Below are 23,109 nucleotides of genomic sequence, written 5' to 3'. Positions count from 1 at the left end.
GAGAGGGGCGAACCGGAAGTTGCCGCGCTCTGCGCCATCGCTGCTGACGAAAAGGCAAGAATTGCGATGAGCCAGCTGCATGCTGACAAGGCGCGGAAAACGGTGTCGATTTTTTTTGTTCATGGTGTACCTCGCGAAGTCGAGATCGGTGACAGGGTTGTCGAGGGGGCGTTTGCTGCTGGATTCGACTGAATGGCGGTGCGCACACCAATCATGTTGGACGAGCGCGAGGCCTTGAGCACGAGTGGCGGAGCAACTTCGTCGCGGACTGTCATCCCGGTAGCGAGGGCTGAGGTGGCAGTCACAGCACCGCCACGACGGAGTTGCTGCGCGGCCTCCTTGATCGCCAGACGTGCGGCGGGAGACATCCGGTTCGCATCCATCATGGCGGCCGCCTGCTCTTGCTGATTGCTGAGTTCGAGATACAGCGCAAGATTGGCCTGTGCCTGTGCACTGTCAGGGCGAAGCTGCAGAGCCTGCATCAGCGGAAGCCGGGCTTCGTCGATCGAGCCCGCACGCAATTGGGCATAGCCCAGGTCGCTCAGCAGCAAGGCATCTGTTGGCGCTCGGTGCTGGGCTTGTCTCAGAAACTGCACAGCTTCGGGGTAGTTGCTGCGCGCTCCGGCCAGGAGTCCTAATCCACGGTAACCGGCCCCCTCAAGCGGTGTACCCATCAGCCGCTTGTAGGAAGCTTCGGCAGCGGTGGCCTGCCCCGTTTGGCGCAGCGCTTCCGCGCGCACGCGTGTGGACTCGGGCGATACGCCCCACCGTCGTTCGAGTGCGTCGATGTGCGCGAGCGAGGCAAACCACAGGTCTTCCTTCTGCATCTGCTCGACGAGCTTGAGATAGGTCGCTTGGGTGTCTACGGTCGCCCCTGCCTTCGTGTCCGCAGCCGCTTCGGCGGCCATGCGTTGTTGCGCGTCCGCACTGGCGGCGTACTGATCCTTGATGCTCGTGCAGCCGGTGAAGACGAGAACCACGGCGCCTGCGGAGGCGAAAGCCAGCAGGCGACGCACGGCGGGCGAGCACATGCAAAAGTCCAGCGTTTTCATTTGGCGACAGCTCCCAGTGATCGGAATATCGCGATGAAGCCCGGTCCTGCCGTGACGATGACCAGCGCCGGCATCAGCGTGGACACCATGACGGCGGTCATCTTCACCGTGATCTTCCCGATTTTTTCCTTCATTTCGGAACGCCGGTGCTCGCGCAGCCGGTCGCTGAAGATGCGCAACGGTTCCTGCACGGCGCCGCCGTGCCTGTCGACCTGCACCAGCAAGGACACGAGCCCTCGGAGGTTCTCGTTCTTGTGCAAGGTCGCGAGGCGCTGCAACGAGTGCTCGCGGCTGCGACCGCGGCTGTACTGGTTGTTGGCCAAGGTCAGCTCGTAGCCGAGCACGCGCAGCACGTGCGAGAAGTCGCTGGCCATGATCTGCAGGCTCTGGTCCAGGCTCAGCCCAACGCCTTGGAGAAGGCGCAGCAAATCGATAAAGAGCGGAAGCTCCTGATTCGCCCGCTCGCGCCGCGTGGCAGCAAAACGGCCGAGCACCCATTTCGGCGCCATGAAGCCAATGGCGAACGCGGCCGCAAGGACGATAACGACGGTGCGCTGTGAATGGCCCGCGCTCCATAGAAGATAGGCGAGAAATGGAAGAAGGAGCGCAAGAAAGACACGGGCCACCAAGAAGACCAATTGCGCCCGCTTCGAGGAAAGACCACACTGGTCGATGAGATTGCGGTCTTCATCTGCCACGAGCGTCCGGCCGAGCCGTGAATCGAGCCAGTGGAACGGTAGCTCGATATCGGACTTCGTCGAGGCGCCAGCCTCTCCCTCCACATCGGCGGGAGCTTTCGACAGGTCCGGAGCTTCCACGACTTGATGAATGGCGCGGCCGATAACCTTTCCGCTGCGCGCGCGACGCAGTTCGGCCGCAATCAGTGCGCCTGCTCCTGCCATGAGCCCTAGCGCGAGTAACGCCAGGCTAAGAACGGCGAGTTGATTGGGCGACAACGTCATGACAGCCTTGCCAATCGATAAAGGAGGGCGGCGCCGATCAGCTGAAGGCCCGCCGAGGAGAAGATCAGCATGCGACCTGTATCGTCATTCCACATCCCTACGAAGTAGTCGGGATTGGCCATGATGAGGAAGGCGCCCACGCCCACGGGCAGCAGCCCCAGGACCCACGCCGAAAGGCGGGTTTCCGATGACATGGCAACCAACTCGTGCTCCGCCTGCTCGCGGTCGCGCATGAAGTTGCCTACACGCTCCAGCAGCAGATCGGCGCGGCCGCCATAGCGTACACCCAGGCCGAGGATGGAGGCCAATAGGAACATCTCGTCGATGCGGACACTGCTGGCTGTCTGGTGCAGCGCGCGGTCCAATTCCATGCCCGCGCGCACCAGTGATGCCGCGCGTTCCAACTGGCCGCGCAATGGAGCCTCCGTGGTGGCAATTGCCAATTGGAACGCCGCCTGAGTGGAGTTGCCGATGGTGATCAGTCGCACCATCGCGTCGATGTATGCAGGCAACTGACTGACCAGCTTGCGGCGGAACTTCTGCAGCCGCAACCAGATTGCGAAGACCGCGAGGAGTGCCAACAAAGTGAGCGCACTCAACCCCGCAATCCAGCCGCCGAACAGACCGGCAAGTGCGGCCAGTGCCACGACGACGGCCAAGCCCAGCGCGATCACGCGCGGCTCGATCACGCCAATCAGGCGGTCGGGCATGGCCTTTTCAAGAAGCCCAACGGGTTCAGAAGCCGCGGCGCTTGCATCGGTCTCGAGCCACGGGTCAGTCATGAGCCCATCGCTGGGCAGATCCCTCAAAGGCATGGGCGCTTGCACTGCAGCCGCGGTGCTGGCCAGAATCTGCTGGTTCAGATGCCGTCCTGCCGCCTGGCGTGCCTGGCGCCCTTTCGCCCATTGCCACAGCAGCAGCCCCGCGGCTGCAAGCAGCAGCGCGATGCAAGCCACCGTCAGCAGGACCTTAGCCACGGTTGTCTCCCTGCTGCGCGCGCGCCAGCGACTGGCGGAAGCGCGTGATCTTGGGCGAATGCGGTGCTATGCCCAGCGATATCCAGCGATCGCGCTCCTCGCCGTCGGGCGACGTGATCGGCTCGTAGCGGTAGAGCTCCTGCATTGCGACCACGTTGTCGTTGACGCCGGTGACTTCGCTCAATGAAAGGATGCGGCGCTGCCCGCTCGAGAGGCGTCCGATCTGCACGATGAAATCGATGGCATTGGCAATCTGCCGGCGCAGGCTTACTTCGCTGCCCTGGTAGCCCGCAAAGCCCGCGAGCATTTCAAGGCGGTAGAGGCATTCGCGCGGCGAGCTTGCGTGGATGGTGCCCATTGAGCCTTCGTGGCCCGTGTTCATCGCCTGCATCATCTCGATCACCTCGGCGCCGCGCACTTCGCCCACGATGATCCGGTCGGGCCGCATGCGCAGGCTGTTGCGCAGCAGGTCGCGGATCGACACCACACCCGTGCCGTCGAAGCCGCCGGGGCGGCTTTCGAGCCGGACGACGTGGCTCGTGCCCAGCGACAGTTCCGCCGTGTCTTCGATGGTGATGACGCGCTCGCGCGCGGGAATGAAGGTGGCGAGCGCATTGAGCAGCGATGTCTTGCCCGAGCTGGTGCCGCCGCTCACAAGGATGTTGCAGCGCGCACGCACGGCAATCTCCAGCAACTGCGCCATGCCTGCGTCGAAGGTGCCGAGCTTCACCAGGTCGGCCGGCGTGAGCGGCTCCTTGCGGAACTTACGGATCGAGACCGAGAGTCCGTCGATGGCCAGCGGCTCGATGATCACGTTGATGCGGCCGCCGTCGGGCAGGCGCGCATCGACCATCGGGTTGGATTCGTCGAGCCGGCGGCCCAGCGGTGCGAGGATGCGGCGCACGATGCGCATCACATGCTCCGCATCGGCAAATCGCACGGTCTCGCGCTCCAGCATGCCGTGGCGCGATACGTAGACGTTCTGGTAGCCGTTGATCAAAATGTCTTCGACCGCGGGATCGTTGAGCAGATCTTCCAGCGGCCCGAAGCCCGCAAGTTCCTTGGTCAGTGCATCGGAGATGAGCTGCATCTCGCGGTCGTTGATCGGCACGCGGCGCAGGCGAACGAAGCTGTCGACCTCCAGTTCGACAAACTGCTGGATCGAGGCACGAGACCAGCGGCCGAACTCCGCGCCAAGCTCTTCGATGCGGCTCAGCAGATGGTCATGCGTCCAGCTCTTGATGTCCTGGAACTGCTGGGAATTGATGAACGCCTGGTCGTCGTCGGCGAATTCGAGATCGTTGGACATGGGGCGGTTCAACCTTGACTAGAGCTTTTCCAGAAGCCGGCAATTTGGGACATTCGCGCGACCCAGCTGGATTCCTTGGCTGGCGCCTGGCCCGCTTCGGACGTGTATTCCTGGTTCAGTCCGCGTGCGAGGCCGGCTACGGCCTGCGAATACGCGTCGTTGCGTGCGGTGCGCACCAGCATTTCGCCGCGGCTCGCTGCCGCCAGGAGTTGCGTGCTGCGCGCCGGCAGGACATGGTGCAGCGGCAGTTCGAGCCGATCGGCAATGTCCTTGGCTGGCAGGCCGACGTGGCCGTCGAACTTGTTGACCACGAGCGACAGCCGATCGGTATCGATGCCGCGGGTGCGCAGTTCCTTGAGCATGTTGGCCGTGGAGACGATGGCACCGATGCTCTGGTCGCACACCACCCAACTGCGCTGGGCGGCCTTCACGGTCTGGGCGACAAAATCGAGCGTCGAAAAACCGCCAAGGTCGGCGATCTGGAAATCGTAGAAGTCGCCGAGCCGCTTGATCAGCGCCACCGAATCCGCATGGGAGATCTCGCGCACTTGGGCAAGACTCGCGGGCAGCGGCAGTACGGCCACGCCGCTCGTGTGGTGAGCCAGTGCGGTGTGCAGCAGCGTCTGGTCGAGGCGGCGCAGGTTTCGCACGCCATCGACAAAGCTGAAGCCGCTTTGCGTGTCGAGATACAGAAGACCATCGCGAGCCGGCAATCCGAGGTCGAGCAGCGCCACTCCGCGGCGCGTGTTGCGGCCGTGAGAAGGCGCGGCCGCCTGGGACAGCTGGTCGTTGAGCATCAGTGACAGGCTGGCCGCGAGCGTGGTCACGCCAATGCCGGGTCTGGCGCCAAGCAGCGCAAGCGTGCATCCGCGGGCGCGGCTTTGCAGACTGCTTTGCCGATCGAGAAGCTTGCGCAGCGTGTTGACCGCATCCGTTGGCGGTGCGCTCATGTCGACGAAATCGTCCACACCGGCGCGCAGCGCGGCGAGCATGGAAGCCGGCTCGGCCGAAACGCCAGTCGCCAGCACCGGCAGCGTGGGCCACTCGCGCTTGAGGCGCTGGTGAAGCTCGCTTGCGGCAGCGGCGTGGTCGCCCGAGAAATCGAGAAAGACCGCCGCCGGGCTGAGCATGGCAATGCGCTCGTCGATCGACTTGGCCTCGGCGGGAAGGATCACCACCGCGCCCAGTTGGCCGAGTGCGTCGGTCAGCCACGTGATGTGGCTGCTGTTCGGCGATGCGAAGAGGTAGGTCTCCGCACCGGTTTCAGGAAGGTTGTCGCGTGGAGCGTTCATGGCATCGGCCACAGGCTTTGCGTGGTTTGTTTCCGTCAACGCGAGAAGCCCGGCACCGTCGTGCCTGAAGCCGGCCCCAACAGATGCACGCGCCACACCGGGCCATCGCGCTGCTCGGCACCACCTGGCAGGTACGGGGCGAGATCGGTGCCACGCGCGATGGGCTTCACCAGGTGCGGCGTGACAAGGATCACCAGTTCCTTCTCGCTCATCTGATACTTGTTCTGCTTGAAGAAGGTTCCGAGCACCGGAATGTCGCCGAGCAGCGGCACCTTGTCGGCGTTGGAGGTCGTGGTGCGGCTCACGAGGCCGCCAATGATGAAGCTCTCGCCGTCGCCGAGTTCCACCGTGGTGTCGGCCCGGCGCGTGCTGATGGCGGGCACTGCGACACCACCGATGCTGAGCGAGTTCGTGTAGTCCAGATCACTGGCCTCGGGCGCCACCTTGAGCACAATGCGGTCGTTCGACAGTACGGTGGGCGTGAGGGTGAGGCCAATGCCGAAAGGTTTGTATTCGATGCTCGTGGTGCCCAGGCCCTGCGGTGCGGGCACGGGCAGTTCGCCGCCGGCCAGGAAGCTTGCGCTCTGGCCTGAGAGCGCCACCAGCGTCGGCTCGGCAAGCACGCGGGCCATGCCGTTGCCCTCGAGGAATCCGACGTTCAGGCCTAGTCCCGCCTTGCCGAAGTTGAACAAGAGGCTGAAGGCTTGTGCGAGCGGGTTGTTGTATTCACCGCTGATCGAACCATCGCTCCCGAACGTTGCGGAACGCAGCGACGACGGTGTGAACACGCCGAAGCTGAAACCGTTGGAGTTGGCGCGCGTGCTGAAGATGTTGAGGCCGGCCTGCTTGAGCACGCTGCGGTTGAACTCGACAATCTTGACTTCGACCTGCACGGTGTTGCTTCGCACGTTGACGACGGAGCGGTCGACCAACGCCGATTTTTCTCCGCCGGCGGCCATGGCCGCATCGCGCGCTTCCTGGTGCGCAGTCATGCTGTTGAGCGAGCCGGAGAGCGTGGAGGCGCGGCGCCGCACTTCGAGTGCATAGACCGTCGCGGTCGGCTGGCCTTTTTCCCAGATCATGAGCGTGGTCCGGCCCGCGGCCTTGCCGGTCACGATGAGGCGCGCGGCCGGCGAGTTGGGCGATTGGCGGGTGAGCGCGACGCCGGCGACGGTCTCGTCGGCAATGGCCATGCGCTCGATGCCCTTGATGATCAGCAGTTCCTTTTGCGTGCCGGCGTCGATCCGCAGTTGCAGTGCAGGACGGGCAGATGCTGCTTCTGCTGCGTCGGCCGCTGTGGCCGCCACGGGCCATGCCCCCTGGGCCAGCAGGCACAGCACCGCGAGCGTTGGACGCAGAGGACGTGCCGGACCGGCTGTTTTCGCGCGAAGGGCGATCGTCATGGTGTTCGTTTCCTGCGTGGCGTGCATGGGCGTGCCACTTGTTTGCTGATCAGTAGTTGATGGTTTCGCTACGGTCGCCGCGAATCACTTCGACCTTGAGCCCGCCGCGTGTTCCGCCAGTGGCGGTCGTCGCAACCCGCGCAGAAGCGACGGCCGGAGCGCGCACGGCGCCCGGCTTGCCGCCGGTCACGAAGTCGGCCGTGGTGACGCCAGCCTGCGCGCGGTCCAGACCTTCAAGCGGTGGGCGGCGCGGTTCGCCGGCTTTCGGCGGAAGCGGCTGCAGCGCGGTGGGCAACTCGGCAAAAAGCTTTGGATCGGGTTCCGACATGTCGGTGGGGTTACGCAGCGCCAGCAGCAAGCGGCCGCTGTTCTCGGCGAGCGTCAACCGGTTGATGTCGTCCACCGGCACTGCGAGCACCGCCGTCCGGGCTGACTCGGCGCGCTGGGCCTGCTGCTGCGCGGCACCGTTCTTGTCCATCTTGGATGGCAGGCCATCGACGGAAGCACTGCCGTAGGCCAGCACGCGCTTGCGCGACAGGAGCAGGCGCGCCTGGCTGCGGTCGATGTCCTTGCTGTCGGACTTGAGCATCAGGAACACGTCGACGAAGTCGCCGGGCTGGACCTTGTTGCCCACACCCATGGTCTCGTCGGCCTTGATGGCGATGGCACGCTCGCCTTCGGCGACGCGCAGGGCCAGGCCGGAAACGAGCTGGCCTTCGAGAAGCGGCGAGCCTTCGCCCAGGTCGATCACGGGTACACGACCTGCGAGCGGCGCAGTCTCCTGGAACGCGCCCGCGGGATTGATCGTCAGGTGCTCGATGCGAAGTGCGTCGGCTGGAATTGCCTGGCCCGCAGGCAGCGGCTTGGCTGCGACGACCACCGCAAAGGTCTGCGCTTGGGCGGCCTTGCCGGGAGCGGTTGCGGACGGTACGACGGCAACCGGCGGTGGGGGCTGGCGGCTAAGCATCCATGCATAGCCGCCGAGCGCGAGGGCCAGGAGTACGAGGATGGCGGCGACTATTTTCGTGAGATTGATCATGAGCGGCGGACTGAAGAAGAGGAGCAAGCAACCATGTGGGACGGGAAGGGCCTGCGAGACAGAGATTGCAGCGGCTAACTCTGTCGCCCCCAAACAATCCATGCCGCAGTGGCCATTGCGAGATAGGCCGCATAAGGGATGAAGCGCGTGCGAATGCCTGACGACGCGATGTCATCAGGGGCCTGCGATCGGCCCCTAAGTGCCACGGCAACCTTGGGAAAAACAGCCCAGCGTTTCAATACGAGCCAGAGCACGCCGTGGGCTCCGGCAAGCAAGCTCGCAGCGATCCAGATCGGCATGAGGCCCGGCAAGCCCACCCAAAGCCCGAGAGCGCCTGCGAACTTCACGTCCCCTGCTCCCATGAGACCGAGGACATAAAACAGCAGAAGAAATCCGAACCCGATCGCTGCGCCCAGAAAGGCTGCAGTCCACGAAAGTCCGAAAGGCTGCCGGTCAACAACCAGTGCTGCCAAGGCCAGCGCGGCCCCGCCAAGCACCAGCCAATTGGGGACGCGGCGCTTTCGGAAATCGTAGACGGCAACAAACAACAACCAGACAAGAAATGAAGACTCGGCGAGAAAGTGCAGAGACAACGTTTTAAGTAGCGGCGCCGCCCAGCGTCGTGGAAATTCGCGAAAACACGCCACGAAGTGCGGCGGCGAGAGTCCCATCGGTATTGCTGAAAATTGCAGCCAAAACAATAGCCATCAACCCCGCAATAATTCCATATTCAATTGCAGTAGCACCTTCTTCATCGCGCAGAAAACGAGTAATAGAGCGAAGCATGATTTCCCTTTAAAAAAGTGTTAACAAGAGAGGCTGGCCAGGTGGATGTTATACAGCGTAACTCCGTGTATCAACAACCGTAACCCGTGGGTTCGAGGCCTTCCTGTGCTAGGCCATACGGTCTAAGCAGGAAGGCGGCCAGCCCTTCGCCGTCCTCAGGAAGACCTACGCTTGGGAGCAGAGGTAACAGTCCTGAGACACATTTTTCCCTCTGACACGATGTGTGCGCATCCCATGAATGGGGGAACAACGTTACGTGCCAGCGGAACATTCGAACGGCGTTTGTTACGGGAACAAAGTCGTTACGCGTTACGTAGCACGAGAGTTGTAACTGAATGCATAACGCCCAAGATAGGCGTGGCGTCCGTGCAAAAAGTCACACCTGTGGGGTACCTACCCCGGCTGCCGAGAGGGTCTCAGCCGAGGATTTCTTCGTGGAAAAGCTTCCACTCGCTGCCTTGGCGCAGCCAGTACTGGCGCCTGGTGCGCCCGCTTTTCTCGCCTTCGAAGACTTCGCCGAAGGTGGCGACCATGGTGTCGTCGCCGTCGCGCCAATGCAGGAAGGACATGTCCTTGAACTGCACGCGTTTGCCCTGGGCGTATTCCACTTCGTCGTGGAGCACCGAAAAACCGTCGATGTTTTTCTTGCTGTTGCGCTGGAAATCGGGCAAATAGAATTTCTTCAATTGCGCTTCATTGCCATTGGCCCTGGCATCTTTCCAGGCCGAAATTGCGCTGGTGAAGGTCTGGGCTTCCTTTTCGGCCTGCGGGCGCGAAATCCACTGCAGGCTGGGCGCCGTGACCACGGGGGTGGCGCCGATCTGCACCTTGCGCAGCAGCTGCTTCAGGTCGGGGTTGGCCATGACGACGCAGCCGTCGCTGGCCAGCGGCGCGCGCGAGAACTGCTGGGGCGGGGTGCCGTGTAGCCAGATGCCGCTGCCGGTCTTGCCGCGCCGCACGTCGTAGGGGTTGGGGTAGTTGATGGGCAGCGCGCCGGCGCCGTAGAAGTCGCGCAACGACTTGGGGTCGAGGCTGCTGGTGACGTAGTAAACGCCCAGCGGCGTGCGCGCATCGCCCTCGGTGGCCTTGCCGATGCCCGACTTGCCGACCGACACGTAGTAGTCGGCCACCAGCTGCAGGCCCTTGTCGGAGTTCTCGAGCAGGTAGAGCCGCGAGCGCGAGGCGTCGACCGCAATGGCATAGCGGCTGCGCGTGGACAGCGCCAGGAACTGCGAAGGCACGGTACCGGCCGGCGGCCTGTCGCGCAGGGCCTGCAGGCGCCGGCGGGATTCCTCGCGCAAATCGGCCATGGCCGGATCGCTGCGCAGCCGCGCGATGCCGGTGGCGTCGGAAAAGGCGTGCGCGGGCGGCACCTGCGTGGCGAGCAGGTCGGCATAGACGAGCTGCGCGAGCTGAAAGTTGGGATAGTCCCGCACCAGGTCGCGGGCCTTGGCCAGCGCGGGCCGCGCCTGGCCGCGGCCGAACAGTTCGTAGACCGCGATCAGGCGGGCTTCGGCGCTGCTGGCCTGCTGAATGGCTGCGGCGGAAGATGCAGCCGCCGCCTTGTTGCGGGGAGTGCCCTTGGCTGCGGCGGTTCTTGCGTCTGCCGCGGCAGCCTTTTTTGTCCTGGCTTTGGCTTCCCTGGCGGCCGGGCGGCTGTGCGCAGCCTTTGCCTTGGCGCTGCTGGTTTTCGCGCTCGCGGGCTTGGTCGATGCGGCGGCCGCGCCGGGTGTTGCCAGCAGCAGGGCCGATGCCGTCATGAACGCGGCAAGCATGTTGGCGCTGCGCCGCAGCGAAGGGGGCCGAAGCCGGCTGCGCCGGACGATATCTGCCACTACCCGCCGACGCTTTCCTTGCGAATGTGCCACTGGTTGCCGGCGCGCTGCAGCTCCAGCGTCTTGCGGCTCGAGATGTTGAGGTTGTCGGCGCGATAGATCTGGCGGAACTTGGCGGTTGCGGCCTGCCCGTTGACGCTGATCACCAGGTTCTCGATGTTCACGCTGATGCTCGACTTGCCGACGATGCGCGCACGGCGTTCTTCTTCCCAGCTCTTGCGGCTTTGTCCGCCGCCGGGGTTGAACTCGGAGCCGTAGGCGGCAAGGTAGCGGTCCATGTCCTGGCCGGCCCATGCGGCAGCCCATCCGCGCACGGCCGATTCGACTTCGGCCGTCGAGGTGGAAGAGGACGCAGCGGCCGGTGCCGGCGCAGGCGCGGGCGCGGGCGCCGCTGGCACCGGAGCAGCCTCGGGTGCCTTGGCCACCACCGTGGGCGGCGGCGCAACGGGCGCCGGCGCTGCTGCGGGGGCCGCTGCCTTGACGGGTGCCGGCGCCGGTGCAGGCGTGGGCGCTGGCGCGGCAGGCGCCTTTGCGACGGGCGCGGGTGCCGGAGCGGGCGCTGCAGCCTTCGCGGCCGGCGCTGGACGGGGCGTTGCCTCGGGCGTCGCCGCCGCCACCATTGCGGCCGACTTGCCGCCAGCCGGCGTTGGCGTGAACAGGGTGCGGATCACCGCCAGCTTGGGCTGCACCGCGGTGTTGTTCTGGTCGAGTTGCAGCGCCTTGCTGTAGGCCTGGCTGGCCAGCCGCGCATACACGTCGCCGAGGTTCTCTTGCGCCGTGGCATAGCTCGGGTTGGTGCGAATCGCGCTTTCGAGCGCGCCGCGTGCCTTGTCGAACTGGTTCTGGCTGGCGTAGATGACGGCGAGGTTGTTGTACGGCTCGGGCAGTTCGGGCGCGTCCTGCGTGAGCTGGGTGAAGGCGGCAATGGCCTCGGCGCGCTTGCCGGTATCGAGCTGGATCACGCCCTTCAGGAAGCGCATCTGCGGGTCTTTCGGCTTGTCCTTCAGGAACGCATCAGCGCGGGTCATGGCCTCGTCGAGCTTGCCGGCTTGCATGAGCCGATCGACTTCATCGTGCTCTACCGCGGCGAGCACGGGCAATGCCATGCCACAGGCGGTGGCCAGGAGCAGGGCACGCACGGTGGGAGAAAAGCTGAAGCGCGCGCGCGGCAGGGGGCTCTTGGGCATTGCGGACAAGACCTCGTGTGGGGGGAAGGGAAGATGCGGCAGGGATTGTAAGTGGGGGAGTAACCTTCAGACACAGTGCGGGCACTCGAAATGGCCGTGCGGGGCGGCGGCGCGCTACGTAACGCGCGCAGCCGCCGATGCGTAACGCAGGGCCCCAAACGGAGGTTGCAGCCGCGCCTTCCCAGCCCCCGGGAAGCGGGTGTGCACGCGGTTCGCCAATGAAAACAAAGTACTGCATGCGGCGCGGCGCGGAGCGTCGCCTTCGGCGCTTCGGCCGGGCATCGTTCATGCAGTGTTCAAGGCAAAGATCATCCATCTCGGCTCGCCTTGTGCGGCCGAAAGAAAGTGCGCGTGTCCCATCCGATATTCCCCGGCGGCCCTGGTGCCGGCATGCGTGGTGGCGCCCTCATCGTCGAGGGCAGCCGGAGCGTGTCCGAGCGCATGCGGCGCATCCTTGCCACGGTTGCGCCGGGCTTGCAGCTGGCGATCGCGTCGACGCAGGCCGAGGCCTGCTCCATGCTGGCCGCGCAGGCCTTCAGGTTCGTGCTTGTCGGCATGGATGGGCCGGATGGCGATGGCGCGGCATTGATCCGCCACGTGCGCAGGGATCTTCCACACATCGAGGCCATCGCCATGTCGGAAACCGACGATGCCTGCCTGGTGGCCTCCGCCATTGCCGCGGGTGCGGTGGGCTACCTGCTGACCGAAGCCGACGATGCCGAACTTGCGTTCCTGCTGCGCGCCATCGAACGCGGCGGCGCGCCGGTGGACCCGCGCGTGGCGCGCCGCATCCTCGGCTTGTTTGCCGCCTCCGCCCGGCCGGAGCCGATCGCCATCCAGCCCCTGCCGGCCGTTGAGAACCCGGCGCGGGGCAAGCCGCTGCTGTCGCCGCGTGAACTGAAAGTGCTGCGTCTGATTGCCCAGGGCTGGAGCAACCGGCAGATCGCCGAGTCCGTGTCTCTTTCCGTGAACACCGTCGAGTTTCACGCCAAGAACATCTTCCGCAAGCTGTGCGTCAAGTCGCGGACGCAGGCGGTTCATCAGGCAATGCAGCAGGGCCTCTTCAACTGACGCGAACCGGGGTGAACCGGCGCGCAGAAGTCGCGGCAGGGCCCTGCCTGCAACGCGGTCAATGGCTTGCGCAATGCAGCATGATCATGTAACGTTATGTAAGTGCAATGTGAACAATGTTGCCGGACTCCCTCCCACTCTTTCTGGAGCCATCTTGAAGATCACCAAACGCCGCTTGCTCGAAGGCGGCGCAGCAGCAGTTGCCGCATCGCTTTTTGCACCCGGTTCGTGGGCCCAGCGCGCCGGCACGGCCGCTGCCGGCGGCGACTCCGCCTGGCCGACCAAGCCGGTTCGCATCCTGGTGGGATTTCCCGCCGGCGCATCGCCCGATCTCGCGGCCCGCGCCATCGCCGAGCCGCTGTCGAAGATCCTGCGCCAGCCGGTCACGGTCGAGAACAAGCCCGGCGCCAGCGGGAACCTCGTGGCCGACCAGGTGGCCAAGGCGACCGACGACCACACCATCGGCGCGCTGATCAACGGCAATCTCACCATTGCCAAGCTGCTCAATCCCAAGCTGAGCTTCGACCCCGAGAAAGACTTTGCGCCGGTCGGCATGATCGGCACCGCGCCGCTGGTGCTGGTGGTGTCGGGCAACGCCCCGGGCAAGACATCGGCCGAACAACTGCTGTGGGTGCGCAACCTCGGCAGCGGCGGCAAGTACGGCACGCCGGGTGTGGGCACGGTGGGCCACCTGGGCATGGAGCTCATCAAGAGCCGCGCAGCCATCACCGCGCAGCACAAGCCCTATACGGGCAACCCGCAGGTCATTGCCGGCCTGCTGGCCAACGAGATCCAGCTGGCGTTGCTGCCGCCCGGCCTGGCAATGCCGCACATCAAGTCGGGAAAGATCAAGGCCATCGGTGTGACCTCGCCCGAGCGCAGCCCGCTGGCCAGCGAACTGCCTACGATCCGCGACGCCGACGTGCGCGGCGCCGACCTCGAGATCTGGACCGCGCTGGCCGCACCCGCCGGCATGAAGCCCGCGGCCATCGCCAGGCTCAATGCCGTGCTGGTCGAGGTGCTCGGCTCGCCCGAAGTGAGCCAGGTGCTGCTGAAGACCGGCTGGCAGGCGCAGCCCGGTTCGCCCGACGCGCTGGCCAAGCGCATGCGCGCCGACACCACGCGCCTGGGCGGCGTGATCATCATGAAGGGCATCCACTCAGAGGCTTAGGACGCCCCCCGAAGCGCCTTCGGCGCCTCCCCCCCACGTGGGGGCGCACCCGGCGGCCCGGCAAAGCCGGTTCCGCGGGTGCACTTGATGAGGCCGCTTTCTCTTTACAGCAGTTGTGAGACCTTCTTTGCGGCATCCATCAGCGCCGGCAGCATCGTCTCCTGCATCACCTTGGCGCTGGTGCGGTTGGCCTGTCCGCTGATGTTCAGCGCGGCCACCATGCGGCCCTGGCGGTTGACGATGGGCGCGGCCACGGAGATCAGGCCTTCTTCCAGCTCCTGGTTCACCAGGCACCACTGCTGCCTGCGCGCCTGCGCCACCTTGGCCATGAGGGCGTCCACGTCGGTCACCGTGTGCTTGGTGAGCGCCTGGCGATCGGAGGCCTCGAGCCGCGCGCGCACCTCTTCGTCGTCCAGGTCGGCCAGCAGCAGCCGGCCGAGCGAGGTGCAGTACGCCGGCAGCCGCGAGCCCACGCCCAGGCTGATGTGCATGATCTTCTTGGTCGGAACGCGCATCACGTAGACGATGTCGGTGGCGTCCAGCACCGCGGCCGAGCAGGACTCCTGCACCTGCTGCACCAGCGCTTCCATCACCGGCTCGGCGCGGTTCCAGATCGGCATCGAAGAAAGATACGCAAAGCCCAGGTCGAGGATGCGCGGCGTGAGCGTGAAGAGCTTGCCGTCGCTCACCACGTAGCCCAGCGTCTGCAGCGTGAGCAGGATGCGCCGCGCGCCCGCCCGCGTGAGCCCGCTGGCGGCTGCCACCTCGCTGAGCGTCTGCCGCGGCGCGCTTTCGCTGAACGAGCGGATCACCTGGAGCCCGCGCGCGAACGACTGCACGTAGCTGTCGCCGGGGGCGGGCGTTCCGGTTGGTGGAGTGTGGGTTGCCATTTGGAACGATCCTCTTTAGAATTCATTATACGAACAAATGTTCTTCAGACGAACAAATCGGCGATTCGCAGAATCGACCGGTCGGGTCGGATGGTTCGGGCAGGTCGTTCGCACGGTTCGATTTCTCTTTCCTCACTCCCGGAGACAGGCTTCATGATCAACAAGATCGCGCGCTCGGTCGCCGATGCCCTTGCAGGCATCCAGGACGGCGCCACGGTTCTCATCGGCGGCTTCGGCACCGCCGGCATTCCCGGCGAACTCATCGACGGCCTCGTCGAGCAGGGCGCCAAGGACCTCACCGTCGTCAACAACAACGCCGGCAACGGCGAAACCGGCCTGGCTGCGCTGCTCAAGGCCGGCCGCGTGCGCAAGATCATCTGCAGCTTTCCGCGCCAGGCCGACAGCCAGGTGTTCGACGGGCTCTACCGCAGCGGCAAGATCGAACTCGAGCTCGTGCCCCAGGGCAACCTGGCCGAGCGCATCCGCGCCGCGGGCGCCGGCATCGGCGCCTTCTTCTGCCCCACGGGCTACGGCACGCAGCTCGCGGGCAACCGCGAAACCCGCGAGATCGACGGCAAGCAGTACGTGCTCGAGTACCCGATCCACGGCGACGTGGCGCTCATCAAGGCCGAGCGCGGCGACCGCTGGGGCAACCTGGTCTACCGCAAGGCCGCGCGCAACTTCGGCCCGGTGATGGCCATGGCCTCGAAGAAGACCATCGCCACCGTGCACGACATCGCCGAGCTCGGCACCCTCGACCCGGAGACCGTCGTGACCCCGGGCATCTTCGTGCACCAGGTGGTGCGCATCGAACGCGTGGCCACCCAGGCCGGCGGTTTCAAGAAGGCAGCATGACCATGACCTACACACGTCGCACCAAGGACCAGCTCGCAGCCCGCGTGGCGCAGGACATCTTCGACGGCGCCGTCGTCAACCTCGGCATCGGCCAGCCCACGCTGGTGGCCAACCATCTGCCGAAGGGCCGCGAGGTCATTCTGCAAAGCGAGAACGGCATCCTCGGCATGGGCCCCGCGCCCGAGGCCGGCGAAGAAGACTACGACCTCATCAACGCCGGCAAGCAGCCCGTCACGCTGCTGCCGGGCGGCTCGTTCTTCCACCATGCCGACAGCTTCGCGATGATGCGCGGCGGCCACCTCGACATCTGCGTGCTCGGCGCGTTCCAGGTGTCGGCCACCGGCGACCTTGCCAACTGGCACACCGGCGAGAAAGACGCCATCCCGGCGGTCGGCGGCGCCATGGACCTGGCCATCGGCGCGAAGCAGACCTGGGTCATGATGGACCTGCTCACCAAGCAGGGCGCGAGCAAGCTGGTGCCGGAATGCACCTATCCGCTGACCGGCATCGCCTGTGTCAAGCGCGTGTACTCCGACCTGGCCACGCTCGAATGCACGCCCGAGGGCCTGAAGCTCGTCGACCTGGTCGATGGCCTCAGCCGCGAGGAGCTCGAGAAGCTGGTCGGCCTGCCGATCGCCGCGTAACCCGTTCACCCCATTCCAGAGACAACTCACATGACCACCCAAGCCTTCATCTGCGACGCAGTCCGCACCCCCTTCGGCCGCTACGGCGGTTCGCTCAGCAGCGTGCGCACCGACGACCTCGGCGCCGTGCCGCTCAAGGCGTTGATGGAACGCAACAAGAACGTCGACTGGCAGGCCGTGAGCGACGTGCTCTACGGCTGCGCCAACCAGGCCGGCGAAGACAACCGCAACGTCGCGCGCATGTCGGCGCTGCTGGCGGGCCTGCCGCTCGAGATCGGCGGCGGCACCATCAACCGCCTGTGCGGCTCGGGCCTCGACGCGCTCGGCACCGCCGCGCGCGCCATCCGCGCCGGTGAAGCCGGCCTGATGATTGCCGGCGGTGTCGAAAGCATGAGCCGCGCGCCCTTCGTCATGCCCAAGGCCGAGAGCGCCTTCAGCCGCAACAACGCGGTGTACGACACCACCATCGGCTGGCGCTTCGTCAACAAGCTCATGAAGGCGCAGTACGGCGTCGACTCCATGCCCGAGACGGCCGAGAACGTGGCCACCGACTACAAGATCGAACGCGAGGCGCAGGACCTGATGGCGCTCAACTCGCAGCTGCGCGCCGTGGCCTCGCAGAAGTCCGGCTTCTTCGACGCCGAGATCGTGCCCGTGACCGTGCCGCAGAAGAAGGGCGACGCGATCATCGTCAGCAAGGACGAGCATCCGCGCGAAACCAGCCTCGAGTCGCTCGCCAGGCTCAAGGGCGTGGTGCGCCCCGACGGCACCGTGACGGCCGGCAATGCCAGCGGCGTGAACGACGGCGCCTGCGCGCTGCTCCTGGCCAACGAAGCCAGCGCCGCCAAGCACGGCCTCACGCCGCGCGCCCGCGTGGTCGGCATGGCCACCGCCGGCGTGGCGCCGCGCGTGATGGGCATCGGCCCCGCGCCGGCCACGCAGAAGGTGCTGGCGCTCACCGGCCTCACCATCGACCAGATCGACGTCATCGAACTCAACGAAGCCTTCGCGGCCCAAGGCCTTGCCGTGCTGCGCCTGCTCGGCCTCCAGGACAACGACCCGCGCGTCAACATCAACGGCGGCGCCATCGCGCTCGGCCACCCGCTGGGCGCCAGCGGCGCCCGCCTGGCCACCACCGCGGTCAACCAGCTGCACAAGGGCGGCGGCCGCTATGCGCTGTGCACCATGTGCATCGGCGTGGGCCAGGGCATTGCCGTGATCCTGGAACGCGTCTGATGGATCGCGCCCGACGCGGCCTGCTGCTGGGCCTGTTGGCGGCGGCAGGGCTGCCCGCGCACGCGCAGAACGACGCCCGGCCGATCCGCATCGTCGTGCCCTTTGCGGCCGGCGGCGGCAACGACGTGTTCGCGCGCCAGATGGCCAAGGGCCTGGGCGAGCTGCGCAAGCAGGGTGTCATCGTCGACAACAAGCCCGGCGCGGGCGGCAACCTGGGCGCCGAGCAGGTGGTGCGCAGCGCGCCCGACGGCAGCACGCTGCTGCTGGGCCACACGGGGACCGTGTCGATCAACCCGGCGCTCTACAAGGGCCTGAAGTTCGACGCGCGCAAGGACCTGCTGCCCGTGGCCATGTTCGCTTCGTCCGCGCTGGTGCTCGTGGTGCCCGCGGCATCGAAGATCCGCACCGTGGCCGACCTCGTCGCGGAGGCCAAGGCCCGGCCGGGCCTGCTCGACTACGCCTCCAGCGGCAGCGGCACCGGCGGCCACCTGACCGGCGAGCTCTTCGCGCAGCGCACCGGCACCCGGATCAATCACATCCCCTACAAGGGCACCAACCCCGGCCTTACCGATCTGGCGGGCGGGCAGGTGCAGATGATGTTCAGCGTCATTCCGCCCGCGCTCGCGCTGGTCAAGGGCGGACGGCTGCGCGCCATTGCGGTCACGGGCGCAAAGCGCCTGCCTTCGCTGCCCGACGTGCCCACCGTGGCCGAGTCGGGCCTGCGCGAACTCGCGGGTTTCGAGAGCACGCTGACCTACGGCATCCTCGCGCCGCGCGGCACGCCCGACGCTTTCGTGAAGGAGCTTTCGGCGCAGATGCTCCAGGTGGCGGGCAGCGCTGAATTCCAGTCGCGCCTGGGCGTTGAAGGCGCGGTGCCGCTGCTCGGCGGCCCGGCCGAATACGCCGCCCTCATTGCGAGGGAAAGCGCCCTGTGGGCCGGCATCGTCAAGGCTTCCGGCGCCACCGTCGAGTGAGCACGCGGCCTCTCAACCTCAACTAAAGTCGAGGTCGAGAGGTCTCGATGAAATCCAAGCCAGCAGAACCGCCGCACGATTTTCCCGCCACGCTTTCGGTGGGCGAGGTCGCGCAGCGCAGCGGGGTGCCGGTGTCCACCCTTCACTTCTACGAAGCCAAAGGGCTCATCGCGAGCCACCGGGCGCCGAGCAACCACCGCCGCTATGCGCGCGACGTGCTCCGGCGCGTGGCGTTCATCCGCGTCGCGCAGCGGGTGGGCATTGCGCTGGCCGACATTGCCGATGCCCTTGCGACGCTTCCCACTTCGGCTGCGCCCAGCCGCGCTGACTGGGCGCGGCTTTCCGCCGGCTGGCGCGCAGAGCTGGACGAACGCATGGCCCAGCTCAAGAAGCTGCGCGACACGCTGGACGACTGCATCGGCTGCGGCTGCCTGTCCATCGACCGCTGCCGCCTGCGCAACCCGGCCGACAAGCTGTCGTCGGAAGGGCCCGGCGCCCGCCGCCTGGTGATCAGGCGCGCGGAAGACTGACAGCCGGCGGCTCTCCGTCGGCGGGGAGCAGCGACATCAGCGCGGTCTTCTCTGCCGAAGACATCGCCAGCGCCAACCGGCCGAACTCGGCGCGGTAGCAAGGCAGCATCAGCGCCGCCGTCAGCGCATGGACATCGTTGTTGCGCGCGAGGTACGCATGGCATGCCGCAATGCTTCGATGGATGCCGAGCGCCTGCGCGACACGGCCGGAGGGTTGCTGGTCATAGTTCATGCAGCGCAATGTGCAGCCTCAACCTAACTTGAGGTCAAGCGGAAAATCGATGAAGTGCGGGCCGCCGTCCTGTGAAACGTAGTGTGTCGGTTTCGAGCCTCGACACAGAGGCATACGCAATGCGCGCCGTGCGGCCGGTGGGCGGAAAACAATCCGACCGTCATCAACCCACGCCGTTGCGCATCGCCCAAAGGAACCACCATGAAGCTCTTCCGCATTGCCATTGGCGCGGCCATCGCCGCATCGGTGGGCGCCCTGACGTTTGCGGCGCCGCAGCTCGGCGGCCACACGCCTGCGGACGTGGCGCGGCCGGCGCCGGAGTTCCGGAACATCGACACATGGCTCAACTCGCCGCCGCTGAAGCTCCAGGAGCTGCGCGGCCAGGTGGTGCTGGTCGACTTCTGGACCTACACCTGCATCAACTGCCTCAACCATCTGCCCTACGTGCAGCAGTGGCATGAAAAGTACAAGGACAAGGGCCTGACCGTGGTGGGCGTTCACACGCCGGAGTTCGCGTTCGAGAAATCGACCAGGAACGTGAGGGACGCCATCCAGCGCCTGCAGATCAGGCATGCGGTGGCGCAGGACAACAGCTACGGCACCTGGAAGGCCTTCAACAACCAGTACTGGCCCGCGGTGTACCTGATCGACAAGGAAGGGCGCATCGCCTACTCCCACTTCGGCGAGGGCAGCTACGCCGCCACGGAGAAGAAGATCCAGGCGCTTCTTGCGGGGCCTTTTCCTGCCGCCGCCGCGAGCGGGGCCGCTAAATGAAGAAGCTCTGGTTCGCGCTGCTGTTCCTCGCGGGCGGGCTGGCGCACGAGGTGCGCAACCCGGCCAGCTGCCAGTGCATTGCGTCGGTCAGTCTCTCGCCTCGACGGCCGAAGCGAGGACGTAGCCTTCGCTGCGAACGGTCTTGATGTAGCGGGGCTCGCGCGCATCGTCGCGCAGGCGCTGGCGCAGCCGGCTCACGAGCAGGTCGATGGAGCGCTCGAAGAGCTCGGCTTCGCGGCCCTGGGTGAGGCTCAGCAGCTGATCGCGGCTCAGCACCTTCTGCGGATGGTCGAGGAACACGCGCAGCAGCCGGTATTCGGCGCCGCTCAGCGCCACCATCACGCCGCCGTCGTCGATCAGGTGGCGCGCCACCGTGTCGACCTGCCATTCGCCGAACCCCAGCTTCTGCGAGGCCTCGACGGTGCCCATGTTCGGCGGCAGCATGCGCGTGCGGCGCATCACGGCGCGCAGGCGCGCGAGCAGCTCGCGCGCGGAAAAGGGCTTGGCCAGGTAGTCGTCGGCGCCCATCTCCAGGCCCAGGATGCGGTCGGCTTCCTCGCTGCGCGCGGTCAGCATCAGGATGGGCGTGGCCTTGTACTTGCCGGTGCGCAGGTCGCGGCAGAGCGTGAGCCCGTCTTCGCCGGGCAGCATCAGGTCGAGGATGATCAGGTCGAACGGGCCCGACTCTTCGAGCGCCGCGCGCATGTGGCGGCCGGTGGGCACCGCGACCACGCGCAGGCCGTTCTTCACCAGGTAGGTCGTGAGCAGTTCGCGGATTTCCCGGTCGTCGTCGACGATGAGGATGTGGTCGGAGGTCTTTGGCGTCATGGCAGTGAGCAAAAAGGGTGAGTGCGGGAAGCGCCCGCAGCCGCAATGTAGCCGCCCGCCCGCTTCGGACCGGCGGTTTTGTATTCGCAAGTATCTGGCGCGGCGGGCGCCGTACACAGGCATACGCAATGTGCGCGGGCAGGGGGGAGGCGGGCCAACAATCCGTGCGTTCCGAACCCAACTCACCCAAGGAAACCACCATGGCCCGCATCGAAAAAGTTCTCTACACCGGCAAGACCCGCACCTCTTCGGGTGGCCGCGACGGCGAGGCGCGCAGCTCCGACGGCCGCCTGGACATCAAGCTCTCGTCGCCCGGCAGCGCCGGCAGCGGAACCAACCCGGAGCAGCTGTTCGCGGCCGGCTGGTCGGCCTGCTTCATCGGCGCCATGGGCAAGGCGGCAGGCAGGATGAAGGTCGCATTGCCGCCCGACCTGGCCGTCGATGCCGAAGTCGACCTGGGCACTGCGGGCAGTGAATACTTCCTGCAGGCGCGCCTGAACGTGAGCCTGCCGGGCCTGGACCGCGAAGTGGCGCAGGCCCTGACGGACGCGGCGCACCAGACCTGCCCCTATTCAAAGGCCACCCGCGGCAATATCGACGTTTCCATCCACCTGGTGTAAACCGGCCGCGGCGCGCACGGCCGCGCTGCATGAATAGAAGAAGGTGTCCATGTCCACTCTCGCGAATCCTCCCGCGAACCCGGCCGGCGCTGTGCGCGGCTGGCGCCGGCTGCTGCCCGGCTCGCTGTTCTACCGCGTGACGCTGATCATCGTGGTGGGCCTGGCGATCGCGCAGCTGCTTACCTTCGCGGCGATCCGCTACGAGCGGAACATGGCGCTGCGCGAGCTGATGATGATCGGCATCGAGCGCGACATCGCGAGCTCGGTCGCCATCCTCGACCGCCTGCCCGCGGCGGAGCGCGCCGGCTGGCTCGACCGGCTGGAGCGGCGCAACTACCGCTTCGTGCTGGGCGGCAGCGCAGAGGGCACCGAGCCCGGCTCGCTGCAGTCGCGGCAGTTTGCCGCGGCCATCGTCGATGCAATGCGCCCGTTCGAGATCGTCAAGGTCGGGGAGGTGGCCTGGCCGCCCGAGGGCTTGCAGATCCAGGTGCGCCTGAGCGACGGTTCTTCCGTGGTCGTTCATGCCATGCGCGTGGGCATGCCGGTGTCGGGCTGGGTGATGTGGCTGCTTGCGGCTCAGCTGCTGGTGCTGGCCGTGTGCGCCTGGTATGCGGTGCGGCTGGTGACGCGGCCGCTCGCGCAGCTTTCCGCGGCGGCCGATCAGCTCGGGCCCGACCTGAAGGGCCGCACGCTCGCGGAAGAGGGCCCCACCGAAGTGGCGCATGCGGCGCGCGCCTTCAACGCCATGCAGCAGCGCATCGCCGGCTACATGTCCGAGCGCGTCGAGATCCTCGCGGCCATTTCGCACGACCTGCAGACGCCCATCACGCGGATGCGGCTGCGCACCGACCTGATGGACAACGAACACGACCGCGAGAAATTCCGCCAGGACCTCGACGCCATGCACTCGCTGGTGCGCGAAGGCGTGACCTACGCGCGCACGCTCCACGGCGCCGCGGAGCCGCCGCTGCGCATCGATGCCGACGCGCTGCTCGAGAGCATGGTGGCCGACTACGAAGACGTGGGCCAGCAGGTGCGGCTCGAAGGCAGGGCCGGCGCGCCGATCGTGAGCCGCCCCCATGCGCTGCGCCGCATCCTGATGAACCTGATCGACAACGCGCTGAAGTTCGGCAGCGATGTGCGCCTGTGCGTGCATGCCGAAGACGGCCGGATGGTGGTGAGCGTGCTCGACAACGGCCCGGGCATTCCGCCGGACGAACTCGACGCCGTGCTCAAGCCCTTCTACCGCGTCGAGAGTTCGCGCAACCGCAGCACCGGCGGCACCGGCCTGGGCCTGGCCATTGCACACCAGCTGGCCATGGCCATGGGTGCCGAGCTCACGCTGAAGAACCGGGCGGAAGGCGGCCTCGAAGCCCGGCTCACCATGGCCGCCGCGCCCGCCCGCGCCACCCTCCAAGGCTGAACCCACCTTCCCCCAAACA

At 66.4% G+C, this 23,109-nt stretch carries 24 protein-coding genes; 10 read left to right on the top strand and 14 right to left on the bottom strand.

The annotated features are described in order from the left end of the window. Nucleotides 1-119: 119 nt before the first annotated feature. The 11 genes from VAPA_RS22800 to VAPA_RS22755 form a co-directional block, all read right to left on the bottom strand. A complete protein-coding gene (locus tag VAPA_RS22800; RefSeq protein ID WP_021009133.1) occupies nt 120-1,052 on the bottom strand; it encodes a tetratricopeptide repeat protein in 933 nt (310 codons plus the stop codon). Then, a complete protein-coding gene (locus VAPA_RS22795) occupies nt 1,049-2,014 on the bottom strand; it encodes a type II secretion system F family protein (protein ID WP_021009132.1) in 966 nt (321 codons plus the stop codon). Before VAPA_RS22795 ends, VAPA_RS22800 begins: the two co-directional genes overlap by 4 nt. After that, nucleotides 2,011-2,991, bottom strand: coding sequence for a type II secretion system F family protein (locus VAPA_RS22790; protein WP_021009131.1), 981 nt, complete (start codon nt 2,989-2,991; stop codon nt 2,011-2,013). The genes VAPA_RS22795 and VAPA_RS22790 overlap by 4 nt, the downstream gene beginning before the upstream one ends. Next, nucleotides 2,984-4,300, bottom strand: coding sequence for a CpaF family protein (locus VAPA_RS22785; protein WP_021009130.1), 1,317 nt, complete (start codon nt 4,298-4,300; stop codon nt 2,984-2,986). The genes VAPA_RS22790 and VAPA_RS22785 overlap by 8 nt, the downstream gene beginning before the upstream one ends. An 8-nt stretch (nt 4,301-4,308) precedes the next feature. Continuing rightward, nucleotides 4,309-5,592 carry an AAA family ATPase gene (locus VAPA_RS22780; RefSeq protein WP_021009129.1) on the bottom strand — a complete coding sequence of 428 codons (1,284 nt, stop codon included), beginning with the start codon at nt 5,590-5,592 and terminating at the stop codon, nt 4,309-4,311. Between the two features lie 35 nt (nt 5,593-5,627). Continuing rightward, the gene (locus VAPA_RS22775; protein ID WP_021009128.1) at nt 5,628-6,995 is read right to left on the bottom strand and encodes a type II and III secretion system protein family protein; all 1,368 of its coding nucleotides are present in this window, start codon (nt 6,993-6,995) and stop codon (nt 5,628-5,630) included. A 49-nt stretch (nt 6,996-7,044) separates the two neighbouring features. Continuing rightward, complete coding sequence (cpaB, locus tag VAPA_RS22770; protein ID WP_021009127.1) at nt 7,045-8,034, bottom strand: Flp pilus assembly protein CpaB; 990 nt, start codon at nt 8,032-8,034, stop codon at nt 7,045-7,047. A gap of 74 nt (nt 8,035-8,108) precedes the next feature. Next, a complete protein-coding gene (locus VAPA_RS22765) occupies nt 8,109-8,627 on the bottom strand; it encodes an A24 family peptidase (protein WP_230558916.1) in 519 nt (172 codons plus the stop codon). A gap of 4 nt (nt 8,628-8,631) precedes the next feature. After that, nucleotides 8,632-8,820, bottom strand: coding sequence for a Flp family type IVb pilin (locus VAPA_RS34015; RefSeq protein WP_021009125.1), 189 nt, complete (start codon nt 8,818-8,820; stop codon nt 8,632-8,634). A 416-nt stretch (nt 8,821-9,236) separates the two neighbouring features. After that, on the bottom strand, nt 9,237-10,655 hold the full coding sequence (locus tag VAPA_RS22760; protein ID WP_041946204.1) for a L,D-transpeptidase family protein: 1,419 nt from the start codon (nt 10,653-10,655) through the stop codon (nt 9,237-9,239). Then, on the bottom strand, nt 10,655-11,842 hold the full coding sequence (locus VAPA_RS22755) for a tetratricopeptide repeat protein (protein ID WP_047785825.1): 1,188 nt from the start codon (nt 11,840-11,842) through the stop codon (nt 10,655-10,657). The genes VAPA_RS22760 and VAPA_RS22755 overlap by 1 nt, the downstream gene beginning before the upstream one ends. Nucleotides 11,843-12,193: 351 nt before the next feature. Here VAPA_RS22755 and VAPA_RS22750 point away from each other — a divergent pair, with 351 nt between their 5' ends. Then, entirely contained in the window at nt 12,194-12,913 is a 720-nt protein-coding gene (locus VAPA_RS22750) for a response regulator transcription factor (RefSeq protein ID WP_230558915.1), read from the top strand. A gap of 154 nt (nt 12,914-13,067) precedes the next feature. Then, nucleotides 13,068-14,084, top strand: a complete 1,017-nt coding sequence (locus VAPA_RS22745; protein ID WP_021009121.1) for a Bug family tripartite tricarboxylate transporter substrate binding protein — start codon at nt 13,068-13,070, stop codon at nt 14,082-14,084. 104 nt (nt 14,085-14,188) lie between these two features. On the opposite strand, the gene VAPA_RS22740 is transcribed toward VAPA_RS22745, so the two are convergent. Continuing rightward, nucleotides 14,189-14,974: an IclR family transcriptional regulator domain-containing protein gene (locus VAPA_RS22740; RefSeq protein WP_021009120.1), complete on the bottom strand. Its 786-nt coding sequence runs from the start codon at nt 14,972-14,974 to the stop codon at nt 14,189-14,191. 153 nt (nt 14,975-15,127) lie between these two features. On the opposite strand from VAPA_RS22740, the gene VAPA_RS22735 reads away from it, so the two are divergent. From VAPA_RS22735 to soxR, 5 genes are read left to right on the top strand one after another with little or no spacing between them, the layout of a single operon-like run. Beyond that, complete coding sequence (locus VAPA_RS22735; protein ID WP_021009119.1) at nt 15,128-15,829, top strand: 3-oxoacid CoA-transferase subunit A; 702 nt, start codon at nt 15,128-15,130, stop codon at nt 15,827-15,829. After that, complete coding sequence (locus tag VAPA_RS22730) at nt 15,826-16,473, top strand: 3-oxoacid CoA-transferase subunit B (RefSeq protein ID WP_041946203.1); 648 nt, start codon at nt 15,826-15,828, stop codon at nt 16,471-16,473. Before VAPA_RS22735 ends, VAPA_RS22730 begins: the two co-directional genes overlap by 4 nt. Before the next feature lie 30 nt (nt 16,474-16,503). Continuing rightward, nucleotides 16,504-17,709 (top strand): 3-oxoadipyl-CoA thiolase, encoded by a 1,206-nt coding sequence (gene pcaF / locus VAPA_RS22725; RefSeq protein WP_021009117.1) that lies wholly within the window; start codon nt 16,504-16,506, stop codon nt 17,707-17,709. Continuing rightward, complete coding sequence (locus tag VAPA_RS22720) at nt 17,709-18,683, top strand: Bug family tripartite tricarboxylate transporter substrate binding protein (RefSeq protein WP_021009116.1); 975 nt, start codon at nt 17,709-17,711, stop codon at nt 18,681-18,683. Before pcaF ends, VAPA_RS22720 begins: the two co-directional genes overlap by 1 nt. Before the next feature lie 47 nt (nt 18,684-18,730). After that, entirely contained in the window at nt 18,731-19,213 is a 483-nt protein-coding gene (gene soxR, locus VAPA_RS22715; RefSeq protein ID WP_021009115.1) for a redox-sensitive transcriptional activator SoxR, read from the top strand. Here the strand turns inward: soxR and VAPA_RS22710 are convergent. Then, entirely contained in the window at nt 19,194-19,445 is a 252-nt protein-coding gene (locus VAPA_RS22710) for a hypothetical protein (RefSeq protein ID WP_021009114.1), read from the bottom strand. The genes soxR and VAPA_RS22710 overlap by 20 nt on opposite strands. A 201-nt stretch (nt 19,446-19,646) precedes the next feature. On the opposite strand from VAPA_RS22710, the gene VAPA_RS22705 reads away from it, so the two are divergent. Next, nucleotides 19,647-20,219, top strand: coding sequence for a thioredoxin family protein (locus tag VAPA_RS22705; RefSeq protein ID WP_021009113.1), 573 nt, complete (start codon nt 19,647-19,649; stop codon nt 20,217-20,219). An 87-nt stretch (nt 20,220-20,306) separates the two neighbouring features. On the opposite strand, the gene VAPA_RS22700 is transcribed toward VAPA_RS22705, so the two are convergent. Further along, complete coding sequence (locus tag VAPA_RS22700; protein ID WP_021009111.1) at nt 20,307-21,047, bottom strand: response regulator; 741 nt, start codon at nt 21,045-21,047, stop codon at nt 20,307-20,309. A gap of 200 nt (nt 21,048-21,247) precedes the next feature. On the opposite strand from VAPA_RS22700, the gene VAPA_RS22695 reads away from it, so the two are divergent. Continuing rightward, a complete protein-coding gene (locus VAPA_RS22695; RefSeq protein WP_021009110.1) occupies nt 21,248-21,667 on the top strand; it encodes an organic hydroperoxide resistance protein in 420 nt (139 codons plus the stop codon). Between the two features lie 49 nt (nt 21,668-21,716). Then, nucleotides 21,717-23,090 carry an ATP-binding protein gene (locus tag VAPA_RS22690; protein ID WP_021009109.1) on the top strand — a complete coding sequence of 458 codons (1,374 nt, stop codon included), beginning with the start codon at nt 21,717-21,719 and terminating at the stop codon, nt 23,088-23,090. The last annotated feature ends 19 nt before the right edge of the window (nt 23,091-23,109 follow it).

The sequence above is a fragment of the Variovorax paradoxus B4 genome, from assembly GCF_000463015.1.
Lineage (GTDB): Bacteria > Pseudomonadota > Gammaproteobacteria > Burkholderiales > Burkholderiaceae_C > Variovorax > Variovorax paradoxus_E.
Note: the sequence above shows the minus strand (reverse complement) of the source record. Positions and strands in the feature narration are given on the sequence as shown.